The 13,438-nt window shown below is 55.1% G+C and carries 9 protein-coding genes; all 9 read right to left on the reverse strand.

The window, feature by feature from the left end; translation table 11 throughout:
• Positions 1 to 27 precede the first annotated feature (27 nt).
• Complete coding sequence (locus QP891_RS02470) at positions 28 to 411, reverse strand: hypothetical protein (RefSeq protein ID WP_284816906.1); 384 nt, start codon at positions 409 to 411, stop codon at positions 28 to 30.
• A 49-nt stretch (positions 412 to 460) separates the two neighbouring features.
• Complete coding sequence (locus tag QP891_RS02475; RefSeq protein ID WP_284816908.1) at positions 461 to 1,126, reverse strand: glycoside hydrolase family 25 protein; 666 nt, start codon at positions 1,124 to 1,126, stop codon at positions 461 to 463.
• Positions 1,127 to 1,153: 27 nt separating this feature from the next.
• Entirely contained in the window at positions 1,154 to 1,327 is a 174-nt protein-coding gene (locus QP891_RS02480; RefSeq protein ID WP_259825016.1) for a hypothetical protein, read from the reverse strand.
• A 47-nt stretch (positions 1,328 to 1,374) separates the two neighbouring features.
• Positions 1,375 to 2,898: a Gp37-like protein gene (locus tag QP891_RS02485; protein ID WP_284816911.1), complete on the reverse strand. Its 1,524-nt coding sequence runs from the start codon at positions 2,896 to 2,898 to the stop codon at positions 1,375 to 1,377.
• On the reverse strand, positions 2,891 to 3,763 hold the full coding sequence (locus QP891_RS02490) for a hypothetical protein (protein ID WP_284816913.1): 873 nt from the start codon (positions 3,761 to 3,763) through the stop codon (positions 2,891 to 2,893). The genes QP891_RS02485 and QP891_RS02490 overlap by 8 nt, the downstream gene beginning before the upstream one ends.
• A gap of 15 nt (positions 3,764 to 3,778) precedes the next feature.
• On the reverse strand, positions 3,779 to 7,516 hold the full coding sequence (locus tag QP891_RS02495) for a tape measure protein (RefSeq protein ID WP_284816915.1): 3,738 nt from the start codon (positions 7,514 to 7,516) through the stop codon (positions 3,779 to 3,781).
• 2 nt (positions 7,517 to 7,518) lie between these two features.
• On the reverse strand, positions 7,519 to 7,884 hold the full coding sequence (locus QP891_RS02500) for a hypothetical protein (protein ID WP_023021074.1): 366 nt from the start codon (positions 7,882 to 7,884) through the stop codon (positions 7,519 to 7,521).
• A gap of 55 nt (positions 7,885 to 7,939) precedes the next feature.
• On the reverse strand, positions 7,940 to 8,233 hold the full coding sequence (locus QP891_RS02505) for a hypothetical protein (RefSeq protein ID WP_023021075.1): 294 nt from the start codon (positions 8,231 to 8,233) through the stop codon (positions 7,940 to 7,942).
• Between the two features lie 121 nt (positions 8,234 to 8,354).
• On the reverse strand, positions 8,355 to 13,397 hold the full coding sequence (locus tag QP891_RS02510; protein WP_284816916.1) for a hypothetical protein: 5,043 nt from the start codon (positions 13,395 to 13,397) through the stop codon (positions 8,355 to 8,357).
• Positions 13,398 to 13,438 lie beyond the last annotated feature (41 nt).

The raw sequence follows: 13,438 nt of genomic DNA on the forward strand, positions 1-13,438 counted from the left end.
GGTATGCCTCCTTTGCGTGTTGTTGGGTTATTGGGGCGGTTGTTGTGGGTTGGGTGCGGGGTGTCCTGGCGTTGCTCCTTGTGGAGTGGTGGGCGTAAGACGTGGTGGCGCAGGGGTGTGCGGGGTTGGTTGCGTCTCCTGTGGTGGTTGGGCTGGGATGGGTCGATAGTCAGAGTGTTCGCCGGTGGTGATTGCTGCGAGGGCGCTGGCAATGGTGGCGGTGATACCACTGGTGTTTTGTAGCCAGGTATCAACTTGGTCGGGGCTGGCAATACCGAATGCGGTGACGGTTAGGGCGATGAGGCCGGTGACGGTGTAGATGGTTTGTCGGAGGTACCAGGGGGAGTGGGTGATGCCGCGGTCGAGTTGGAATTGTTGTGGGTGGATGATGTTTTGTGCGTGCTTTGGCATAGTTGTTTCTCCTTTCTGGTGTGTGCGGGGTTTCTGGTGTGTATGGGGGTTATTGGTTGAGTAGGTGTTTGAGGTCGTCGTGGGTGCCGCGGTAGGCGTTGATGTCTACGACGCCGGGGTAGGCGGCTGCGTGTCCGTTGGAGCCGTATTGGAGGATGTCGGGGGTGTGGTCGCCGAGTGGGTAGTTCCAGCGTGGGCTGTCGTCGCCTGGGTAGAGTTGTGCGGCGGTGCCGTGACTGTTTTGCGTTCCGTAGTTGGAGACCCAGAGGGCGCCGAGGCCGTCCATGGAGGGTTCGCCGCCTATCATTTTCTCCCAGTACCAGGCGCCGGAGTAGATGCCGGGGACGGTGTAGCCGCGGCATTCGAGTTCGTGTTTTGCTGCCCAGACGTCGTTTCCGGAGAGGAGGGCGTTGCCTGAAGGGTCGATGGATTCGACGTCTATCCAGATGGGGAGGTCTTTGCGGCCTTGTAATTGTTGGTCGATGGTGTCGACTTGTTGGGTGATGGTGGTGCCTTCGGAGGGGGCGCGGAGGTACCAGTATCCGCTGGTAATGAGCCCTGCGGTTTCTGCGTCCTTCAGGTGGGAGTGAAAGATGGGGTCTTTGTAAGTTCCGTCGCAGATGCGGATGATGGCGAAGTCGTAGCCCTCTTGTTGTGCGGTGTGTAGGTTGAGTCCGTTGTTGTGTTCAGACACGTCGAGTCCGTACAGTGGCATGATTATTTTCCCCCTTGTTTTGTGGTTTTAGTTGTTGAGCCAGCTGTGTAGGGCTGGTGTGAGCGCTTCGATGGTGTTTCGGCCGGTGGTGTAGTCATCTGGGCCGAAGAAGAGCGCGTGTAGTTGGTTGGTGGCGTTGAGTATGGGTTGGTTGACGACCCATGCGCCTGGTGGTGTGTCGCGGTTTAGGCATACTCCCATGTTTTATCCCCCGTTGTGTGTGGAACTGGTGTTCCTATGTGGTGATTTTACCCTATGAGGGTTTTGAGTCGTTTCGTTGTGGCGGAGATGTGTTTTTGATTTTCGTTGAGTTGTTGGAGGGCGGATTGGCGGGGTTGTGCTTCGCCGACAGCTAGTTCGGTTTTGGGTGGTGTGCCGGGTGTGTGGCTGATGGTGGCTTCATCAATCCAGGTGGAGAGGTTCATGTTTCGCCATTGGATGCCGATTTGGTCGCCGACGTTTACTTCGTAGCCAAGCTGGTAGGGGCAATTATCGGTGAGCTTGAATGAGGCTGAGAGGTTGCCCTTGCCTTTGGCGAGTGCTTCGTAGGCTTGTTGTTGTCCTTCGATGGTGAATCCTTCTCCGGAGGCGACGAGTTCGCGGCGTCGGTAGGGGCCGAGGTGTCGTGCTCTGCGGGTGGCTTGGTGGTGAGTGAAGGCGAGTAGTTTGTCTTCGGTGAGTTTGCCGGTGGCTTTTTCGAGTTTGTTTTGTAGGTCGTCGAGTTGTTTGTCGTTTCCGGGCCAGGCGTTTTTGGCGCCAGCGATGGCTCCGCCGACGAAAGTGGCGGTTGCTCGTTTCAACAGTTGGTTGATGGCGTTGGGGGATTTTCCACCGACGGTGACGTCTGCGTACTTGGAGCGTGTGATGGTGACGTCGCTGGTGGCGTAGTCGATGTGGGTGGGACGGAGCATAACCCAGGGTTTGTAGCCGTCTGGGTTGGTGCGGTCGCCGAGGCCGACAGTGGAGACGTTGTCTTCGGGGTCCCAGCGGCGGCTGATGTTTTTAACGCCTTCTCTGATGTGTCCGGCGACGGAGGAATCATTGGTGAGGGGGACGATGTCGATGATGAAGGTGGGCTTCCACAGTCGGGTGTGGGTGGGGAATGGTTGCTTGTCCCATGGCATCCAGAGTGTAATGGTCAGGCGGAGTCCTGCGGCGTCGAGTGTTTCCTTGGTCAGGTCGGCAAGCGAGTCGAAGCGGGCGGCAAGCACAGTCCAGGGGGTGGTGGTGGATTTGTGGAGTGGATTGACCATAATCGGCCAGTCAGCGTAATCACGCCAAGCAATAGGCGACCATGGGTCAGCGTCGGGCAGTAGGTCGAATTGGTAGAGGCGGCGCAGGTTCATCAAGACGAAAGTCTTAATGACACGTAAAGAGTCGCCGGCGCGTACGTCCATGTATTTGGGTTGGATGGCTTTGATGGTCAGTGGGTTGGATTCCATGACGAGGTAGTTGGCCAGGTCGTGGATGGAGGTGCCGGTGATTTCAACGGTGGGGTCGTGTTGTTGTGCGTGGTCGATGATGGTGTCGACGAAGTAGGTGTAGCGAGTGTGGCCGTATTCGACGACGAGGAATTGTTGGATGTCGGTGAGTTTGCGCAGGGTGGAGTTGGGGTCGCCGTCGAAGGCTAGTGGTGGGATGAGCAGGTCGACGACGGGGTGGTTGGCGGGTACTTCGAGGGTGAAGGTGCCGGCGTCGTTGACTTTGTCGTTGGCTTTGAACTCGGTGTAGCCGGTGATGATGGCTTGTGGGGTGAGGTATTTGTCAGTCAAATAGACGAACGGCGTGTGGTCGTCCTGATGCCGTTGCCCAAGTGCGGCCATTTGAATTGTTTGATGTTCCTGCATTGCTGATTATTCCTCCTGTTTGTGCCCATGGTTGTAGGTATTCGTTGCGCCAGTGGATGTGGCATTTGTGGCAGTCGATGGCGGTGGCGTCGCCGGGCATGATGGGGCGTGTCCAGGCGATGCCGCGGAGTGTGGCCCAGGCGTTGTGGTTGGGGTAGCCGTGTGTGTCGGTGACGAGTCCGCCGGTGTCGGGGTTGGTGTGGTAGATGAGGCCGGTTGTGCCGAGTGCTGGTGGGAGGATGATAGGGCCGTTTTTGTCTTCGGTGACGCGGGCGGTGAGGCCTTTCCAGTGGATGGTGGGCCAGAGGGGGAGTTGTCCGGTGTTTTCGATGGTGGTGATTCCGGTGGAGGTGTGTTCGGGGCCAAAATAGCGGCCGTCTTGGGCGGTGAGGTGTATTTCGAGGGTTGTGGTGTCTTTGGGGGCGGTTTCTTCGGGAAGTCCGATGGGGGACTCGAGGTGGACGAAGAGTTGGAGTTCGGGCTGGCGGGGTTGGTGGAAGGTGAGGATGGAGGGTTTGTAGAAGTCGATGCCGTCGAGGAAGCGGCGGATATTGGTTTCAGTGGTCAGGCTGGTGGTGTGGGTGATGCTGACTGTTAGGGTTGGGGTGATGGGCTCTGGGGTGGCCGTATCGTAGGTGTGGGTGGGGAAGTGCTGGGTGGTTGGTACTGGGTGGTCAGATAGTTTCCCGTCGGTGCCGGAGATTTTATGTAGGGTGACGCCTTCGTCGCCTTCCTGGGCGCCGGCGAGGTGCCAGGTGTGGCCTTTGTAGTCGGTTAGTTGGATGTCCACTGTGCTTTCCTCCTGCTAGACGACCATTGGGGTGGTGAAGGTGTTGATTTTGACTCCGCGTTCGAGTGCTTCGATTCGACGTTGATAATCGTCGAGGGCTTGGTTGACGCCGCGGCGGACGTCGTCGGAGGAGACTTCCATATTGTCGCCATTCATGTTGAGGTGAACCTCGACTGGTGGGAGGGCGTTTTTGCCGGGGTCGTCGGAGGTACCGGCGACAGCGACTTTGACACGGCCTTGATTGTCAAGAATGTCTGGGGCGTTGACCCCGTCAATGCCCCAGGGGGAGCCGAGGTCGTCGGTGATGTCGGCGAGTACGTCGCCGAGGAATTGTGAGCCCCATTCGATGGGGGCGCCGACGCGTTCTTCTTGACCGTTAAGCCATGCTTCGACGCCTTCTGAGAAGGTCTTAGCGGTGGCGTCCAAGTGCTTGGCGGCATAGGTAATGCCTTCAGCGAAATTGGTCATCTGTTGGGAGTTAAGTACCCACTCTGATTGGCCGGACGTGTTAACAGCAACAGAGTTATTGGGGAGTACACCACCGGAGTCGCGCAAGAATGCAGGTAGTACACCACCGTTTTTGTAGCCTCCGGCGCGGTCGTAGGCCGCGGAGAGAGAACCGTAGGTAGCCATGGCGTAGTTCATGGAGGAGCGGATGTTGGCCTCTGGGTCCCAAATGTCGTCGAAGCCGGGGTCTTTGTAGGCCTGGAATGTGGGGTCGATGGTTTGCATGAGGCCTTTGGATGGGGTGCCGGCGACGGCGTTGGAGTCCCAGTCGTTGATGGCGTGGGGGTTGCCGCCGGATTCTTGTTGCATGCGGCGTAGGACGGTGTCGACTAGGGATGTTGGTTGGCCTTTTTCTTTCAACAGGCGGGTGACAAGCCCGCGATACTTGTTGACGTCGCCGCCGACGCTTAAATGCTCCTTGACCTTTTTGGCCACGGCTTTGACTTTGTCTTTGAGCCAGTTCCATGCGTTTTCGGCGCCTTTGGTGAGGTAGGCGGGTGCGACGGATTTGGCTAGGTCGGTGCCGCTGCTGATGCCGAGATTTTCTTTAACAGCGTTGATTTTGTCGTCGAAGAGTTTCTTTGCTGCGTTGGCGAAGTCACCACCGAGCTCGATGGCTTTGTTGATGACGTCGTCAGTGACGTTCCATGCTTTGCCTGCTGTGGATTTGATGGTGCCGAGGACGCCGCCGTCGGCGAAGGAGCCGGAAAGTCCGGTGCCTTTTCCTGCTCGTGCTGTAGCGTTCATACGTGCGACAGCTGCTGGGCCGCCGACTGCTCTGGTCCATTCGGGCCGCATGATGGCCTCACCACCGGATAGGTTGAGCGTTCCGCCGGTAGGCGAGAAGAAGGTGTGTATGTCGCGGCCTGGGGTGTAACCGGGCATGACGCCACCGGTGGCGAAGCTGACCTCGGGAAGCTTGTCTACACCAGTTACCTTGGATACAGCGTTCCATGCGGGGCGAATGCCGTTGTTGTAGGCGACGTTGGCAATTTTGCCGGCAATTGACTTAATAGTTTCCCAGACACTGTTCCATGCGGATTTGATTCCATCAGCGGCTTTTTCAAACCATTGCTTTACTTGGTCGACCCCTTGCTTCATGCGGTCAAAAGCAGGACGAACGTGTGCATCGACAATGCCTTTGATGAAGTCTGACATGTGTTGCCAGGCAGGAAGAAGGACGTTGTCAATAATGGCCTTGATACCGTTGACAACCATGTTCCACACGGCTTTAATCCCGTTAAATACTGGCTGAATAGCGTTATTCCAGATAGCAGACAGGAATTGGCTCATCGCGTCCCACGCTGGGATAAGTACCGTATCGATGAGGGCCTTGATGCTATTTACAACAGCTTCCCAGAGCTGCTTTATCAGGTTGAGGATTGGTTGGATAGCTGCTTCCCACAAGGTTTGTAGGGCTTGTGCGACAGCGTCCCATGCGGGTTTGAGTATGTTTTCCCACAGGGCTTGAATGCCGGTTACGAGTAGCTCCCAGCCCAACTTAATGACGTTAAATCCAGCCATGAGAAGTGCTTTGAGAATATTGAATTGAATAACAATAGGCGTGATAAGCGCGGTGACGATGTAAGGAGCTACCTGTTGAATCACACCCCACGCTTTCGAAAACCACTCACCAATAGACGAAAAGACAGGCTGAATCCACTCCCAGAAGCCGCGGAGCGCGTCACCAATTTTCGACAGGATTTGATGTCCGACCTCGGTCTTTGTCAAAAAGAGTGTAATACCTGCAACGACGGCGGCAATAGCCGTGACAATAAGGCCGATTGGGTTCGTGTCAAAAATAGCCGCCAACAGTGCAGGCAAAGTACGTAGCCCAGTGAAGATGATGCGCCCGACCTTAAAGATTCCGCCCAAAGCCTTACGGAACCCCATAAACCCCTTAATCGCAGGGCCCAACTTTGGCCCGAATGATGCGATAATGTCGCCGCCTGCCTTAAACGCCTTAAACCCACGAGTGATCGGCGCAATGACTTTAGCCCACGTCATAAACCCACCAGCAGCCGCAGCAGCCAATCCTGGGTGCTTGGCCATCTGGTCGGTGAGCATCTCAACGGCCGGGACAACCACGGTAGAAATCAGCGGCGCGAGAGCATTTAACAGGTCGACAATAGCAGGCAGACTACCGACAGCAATAGAGCCCATGGCTGTGACAATGGAAGGCAGAATAGGCGCGATGGCGCTGAGAAGCTGGGCTACTGAACTGCCTAGTTGTTCAACTGCAGGCCATGCTTGGACTGCTAAATTCCCCATCGACGTGAACGAATTCATCACCGAATTAAAATCAATGTTCGAAATCGCGTCGAACATTTTCGGAATAACGTCATCCGCCAAGTGGTCAAAAATCGGGGCAATCTTGTCTGAGAGCTGCCCAGCGAAATCACCAATCTGTGGAGTAATTCTTTCGAATCCATCCGATAGTGCGTTAAAGACGGGAATCATTCCATCGTAGAAAGGCTGGATGAACGCTGCGGTCACGTGGGATGCGAACGCGGCCATGGTGTCAAAGGAGCCTTTGAATGTTTCGCGTTGCTTTTGGGCGGCGCCATCGAACATGTCGTTCATGGCGTTAGAAAAGTCCTCGAATGAGACCTTGCCCGAGCTAATCATGTCGGTGACTTCTTCTTTAGTCACGCCCATCTGGTCGGCGAGTTTTTGCTGCAGGCCGATTCCTCGGTCCATCAACTGGGCCATAACTTCACCATCAACGTGGCCACGGGCAGCAACCTTGGACCAGATTGACCCCATCTCGCCCATGGACACGCCTGAGTGGGCGGCAGAGTCGGCAACTCGACTTAGCGTGTCCTGGAGGTCCTGGCCCGGCTTAATTCCCGAGCTGAGCATGACGGAGGCAACCTGGGCGGTATCACCCATGAGGAAGGAGGTGCCCTCAATGGACTTATTGACATTGCCCATAATCTGGTCGATGTCTTTGCCCTTGTAACCCAAACCCTCAAGGGCCTTTTCTGCCTTGTCAGTCGAAGCAAGACGGTTAAAACCATCACTAAAGGCTTTGCCAGCACTCACACCAGCAGCCGCAGTAGTAGCAACCGCACCAGCCTTCATGGTCTTCTTCAACCCGCCGGTGATTTTACTTCCCAGCTTTTCACCCCACGAGCCAGAAGGGCTGACGACCGCTTTATCAATCTGCTTGCGTACCTGGGAGAAATCTCCCATTTTCGGCACGATACTGACCCAGCCGGTACCAACGTCGAAGTTTGCACCCATGATTAACCCCCGTCAACGCCAGGCCAGTCATCGCCTAGCCATTCGTCCATTTCTTGTTTCGTAAGTCCTTCTGCCTGAATACCAGCAGTTTCGGTTTTCTTGTCGTCGACTCCGGGGCGGGGGATAGGCTTAGGCTTTTGCCCCTTACCTCCCCAGGCACTCATCGCCTGCTGGTCAGCGATTTGGGCTAAGAGCTGGTTGGTGAGGTTCCACTCCCAATCTTTTTTAAGCGAATTGCGTACCAGTGCCGACTCTGGGCCAGCGGTGGCAATCAAAGCGATGGCATCATTCCACGTGACACGGTCTGTGCCGTCGTTTATCCACCGCCAGCGTATACCGGCTTCGATGAGTTCCCTTTCGACTGCCATAGCGAATCGGGTGTCGGAGTCTACAGCGTCGATGAGGGAGACGATTTCGCCAAAGCTAGCTTTTGTCTCCGCCTTCGCTCCAGTCCTGCATGAACGTGTTGAACTCGTCCATGTGCATGTTATCGATGACATCGAGTGTGCCGTCATCAGACTTGTCGGCGGCGCGCTCGAGAATCATCCAGGAGAAGTCTTCATCATCAAGGCCGTCTCGCTTGGCGCGGCGGCGGTCGCCGACGGTGATGATGGAGTCAATCGGCGGCAGAGTGATGTCGTCGCCGTTAGAGGTGGTGTAGTTAAACCAGTCGTTGGTCGGCTTAGTGTTTTTCTTGGCGTTCTTCTTTGCAGCCATAAGAAACAATTCCCCCGAATCGAATATGTGTGTTGTGTGCTGTCAGTGCCGTTTCTGCGTGTCATGGCAGAAAGGAGTGCACTTTATGCTCCTAATGATAGCAGCACTGACGTTTCATTATTTAGGGTAGTGCGGCCGTGAGACCCCACGCCATGTCAATTAAACCTGGTAGCACTGCTAGGAACACGATTGAAACGACAATGGCGATAGCAACAACTGGGATTAAGAAATATAGATAGGCCAGCACGATACTGATAGCAATACCGGATACGGCGACAAACCCTGTAACCGTCCCGGCAATATTGAGCACGATAACTACCGCAACCAGCCCCAGCGAAATAACTGCGAGTGCGGCTAGGTGCGCAACTACCCATAAGCGGACGAGCCTTCCCAGCGGTGAGTGACGTGTGAGCAGGTTGAAAATATCTAGCGGGATACCCACCAGCGGGAACGCAATCGTATTGACTACGCGTAAGTAAATCGGTACCAGGCTCAACGTGACAATGAGGCCGGCTACAGCAATAAAAGTGACAGTCACAATACCGGCAATCACCACTCCTGCCACACGGTTGAACAGTGTAAGCGCCAATGAGCCCAAAACAACGCCCAGGAGGCCCACAACCACGGCAAACACCGCAATAGACGAGATAAGGTCAACGGCCCGAATCGCATGGGCGATGGTTGCGACCGTCACAATCAACAGGGCAGCAGACAAAATCAATACAGCCCATACGATAATGGGTATTGCTGCGACGACCGCGGCCAAACGGGCGCGGCTGAAGAGCCACCTGCCAACACGCAGCGGCGTACCGGCAACAACGAATGCAACCGCAGCGGCAAGAACAAGACCAGCCACCACCGTAAGTAGTCCAGCCAAAGGCGTTAAAAGAACCCTCGGGTGAGTGGCAAGCATCCCCACAAACGTAGCCGCAGACAAGAACAAAATAATCGCGCCCGCCACACCAGGAACAATCGTCAACGCCGCCGCTGCAAACGTGACCGCAACTGTCAACAAAGATACCTTAGCCAGAATCCTCCACGGCTGCGCCAACTTTCGCGCGGCCAGCAGCATTGGTACACCCACAAACATGGTCACGAAGGCAGAAATCATCAACCCTAAACCAAGCCGCTCCAACTTTTGGACCTTCATCCACGGAAAGGCACCAGCAATAACCCCAGCGTCCAAAAGTAAGTGGCGTACCCCGCGGGCAGTAGCAAGTGCGACCACAATGGCAGAAACAACGGTAGCAATACTACTGAGGGCGAACTTTGGCCACTTCTTAAGACGTTGCCCAACCCAAGTGAGAACAACAAGCGCAGCGATGACAAAACGATGATTCACGCCCAGTACAATTGCAACAGGGGTAAGCAAGCGAGCAGCAATGATAGGAAGCTTCCAGCCCATCCATCGCGCCGCAGCAATAACGCTCGACCCGAGAATACCCACCATAAGCGGGAGAATAGGGCGGAAAATACGCCCAATAATTCCCCGCGTACGAGCGACGATATGCGCTAGCGCGACCCCCAACGTAGTGACGGTATCGATGCCAAATGCATCTAAGAAAGTCCACGGGAGGCCTATAGGAGTCAGCAGGTGGCGAAGCGTACGTGTAGGTTTACCCACCACATAGCCCACAAGCATGATTGCCAACTGTGCGATGCCTAAATTTCCTGCGCCGCCGGCGACAAGCCAAATGGTATTCGTTGCCGGATTAGCTGGTCCACCCGCAGCCGCCCACGCAGCCCACGCCGCTGCTGATGCCAAACCAAAGGATGCCAAAAGCCCCCAGGCAACAGTTTGTACGCTGATGCTGTAAAGATTCCACTTCAGCAAGAAAACATTCATCGACAGTGGAATCACAATGCGATACAGCAGCCCCCTGTAAGGCAGAAACAACACAGGAAGCGTCAACAATGCCACCAGCAGTATTACTGCAGAAACTATGCCAATCGCAGTGGTGCCCACAGCACGCAGTGGATACAAGAACCGCGTAGGGGCTGCAAACAGTGGTATAAACCCGACAGAAATAACCGCGCGAACAGTTTCCACACCACGCAGCACCAGCCGTAAAGCCCACGGTCCAATTCCCGCAAAAATACCAGTGGCCATAAACACAGCACCGATAAGCACGACACCTGCAGTCACCACACGTAACAGCAATTGGCCGGCACCACGCAGGCCAGTCACTACCAAGGACAGCTGATGGCCGACAAACAACGCCACAGTAACACCCACCGTGGCGAAAGCAGCAGCTACAGCAGCGCCAGCAGCAATCACCGGCGGCGCCAAAATCGGCAGAAGCAAAATCGTGGCAACCGCCGTTGCCACAAACGACAAAGCAACAATAGCCCCCAACGCCAACAACACCGGAGCGACCGCCTTCTTCAAAAGCGGAAACGCCACCACATTCGACGCTACCCACGCCACAGACGATAAATAGAAAATAATCGAAGCCGGAATAGCAATCAGCGCCGTCACAAACGCAGCCACACCAGCCCCAGCCACCGGCAACAAAGCCCCCACGGTAGCAAACAACAAAAACAGCACCGACAAAACAAAACGCACTAACGGACGAACAACCAGCACCGCCGTCTGAAGCTGCTTACCTGCAAGCCGTGCCGTCACCAGCGACCGGAATACCAATACCTGCATAATCGGCAATGACACCGCAACCGCAGTGACCACCGGCGGAATAGAGTGCACACGGAACCGCAACAAACGCAAAACCGCCAACACAATGCCCACACCAATAACAGGCAAGAACACCCCACCAACAACCACCGTGCGAACCAAATTCAACAACAGTGACCGGCCTGACAGAGTAAAGCTGCGAAGCATCAAAAAGATAATGAGCCCCGCAACAGTAGAAGCAAACAACGCCACAATGACGAACGTCGTCACAGCAATAGCAACCGCAACAACCGCTTTCTCCACACCGGTCAAACGCAAAGGCTGCGTAACCCGCAGTAAAATACGAGCCTTCGTCACCACCACCAGAACGACTGCAGCTAATGCTGCGAGATGAGCTAAAGCCCATCCTGCAGCCACAAACAACACAACGGACTTCAACGTAACCGGCACTGCGCCAGCAATAACAACAAGTGGGAAATCCAAAATGATGAACTTCGCACCATTGACCACAGACCAAAAAATAAACAACGCCGCCAACGGATGCCCAGTCAACAAGGCAATCACAATCAAATCCGCCGCCCACGGCAAAAGCACACCACCTAAGCCGAAGCCGAAAAACTCCAAAACCACGACCAGCATGCCCAACAACAAACCCAGCGTTGCCAAACCAACCGGAACTGCAAAAAACGGTTGACTAAACACGGCCAACACCACAGTCAGCGCAAACCCCGCCAACAAAGCCATCACCGGCACAGCAAGCATCACGCCCACCAGAATCAAATCCTGCGTCGACAACTCAGCGATAGCCTTATTCACACCATCTAAAAACGCATCCCACGCGCCTGTCAGCTGTGGAATCACCTGCCCCAAATTCAAAGCATTCAGCGCAGCAATCGAACCCTGACCAATATCATTAGCTACCGCGCTAGCCAGCAGACCAACATCGTTAGCCAAAGCAGCAGGATTATTCCAGTCCGTTAAAAACCGGTTTGCAATATCACCATACTGGGCCGGGTCCAGGGCACCCACAAACGCATTCCATGCCTTCACAAGATTCGACGGGTTAAAAACATCCCAATTATCCCGAACAATATTGATGACCGATTCCCACAAACGCTGCGCCGCACGATAAAGGTCACTGCCCGCACGAGCAATATCCGACAGAATTTCTCCTGATGTCATTCGCTTGATGAAATCACCAGAAATCTCATCCCAGCGGCGCATCGCATCACGAATAAACTCATTAACGTCGGTGATGTTCTGCCGGTTCAAAAATCCGCGCAGAGCGTCACCAACCATCTTTCCAACATCGCCAGACATCTGTCCTAATCGCCCAGCCCACGCACGAATAGGCCCAGCCCACTGTGCGAAACCAGCAGACTCCACCAGATCGGCCAAAGCATCACCCAACGCGGGGAAATTCACCGACGCAATCGCATTATCAATCAGATGGTCAACATCCCCACGCATAATGGCATCAAGCCAATCCTGCCAATTCGCCCCAGCCGTCGACAGGAAATCACCAATAGCCTGCTGCACATCACCGTTGGCCAGGCCGGTAATCAGACCGCCGACACCAATACTCGACCACAGTGTGGCAATCTTCTTCAACGCATGCGCAATAGACTTACTCCGCCTGCGAACCCACGACATCGCATGGTCAAACGCAGCACGAAAGTTATCTAAGTTAGCGCCACTAATAAGGTCCCGCGGAGCCCAATCCACAATAATGCGCAGCAACTCCGAATCAGTCATATCCGCAACCGTGTGTTCGACACGATTAATCAGCTGGTCCACCGCATCCAACAACGACCGCTCAGAAATACGAGAAATAATATCCAAAGCAGTAGATACATTCACCCGAATCGCGCCAAGATTCGTCAACCTGCCATCGCCAGTAATATAGTCCACCCACTCGCGAACCTTGCCAGCAAACGCAAAATCCGGGCCTACGTTTCCACGTGAAGAAGGCTCCTGCGGGCCCCTATCCATCAGGCGATACAAGCACACACCATTAGAATCCGGTGTGCACGACAACGTCACCACACTGCCTGCCAACTCGGCCCGGTTAAACGCCTGCGAATCAATCGACGTGACCACCGCACGCGGAACAAACAAACGCACACGCTGCCCATCAGCCGCCAACAAATCAAAATTCAACGACCGATAGGGAAGCGCCCCATCAAGGCGTTCCTCAACCCTCACACGCGAAGAGTCAAACAACTCTTTGACGCCACCATCGGGATGAGTCAACCGCATCACCGCCGAGTTACCCAACTCCATAAACGACACCGACAGGCTCACCCCATCCGGCGAGGAGACAGTACTCATCGACAGCCCAGACCACGACTTCGATTCCTCAGAATCTACCGACGTATCCACCGACACCCCATCAGCAGACACGTAACCAGCAGGAACCATACCTGCCCCCGGCAAACGACGCAGCGGCTCACTCGCCGACAATGGCACCGCAAAAGGACTCGACACTGCCTGCCCAATCCACGCACCACCACCGGCCGACACGTCCGGCACACCGTGAACAAGATTCCCCCGATTACGCATAAAACCCCCAA

This window comes from Corynebacterium sp. MSK310, assembly GCF_030227355.1.
Taxonomy (GTDB): domain Bacteria; phylum Actinomycetota; class Actinomycetes; order Mycobacteriales; family Mycobacteriaceae; genus Corynebacterium; species Corynebacterium rhinophilum.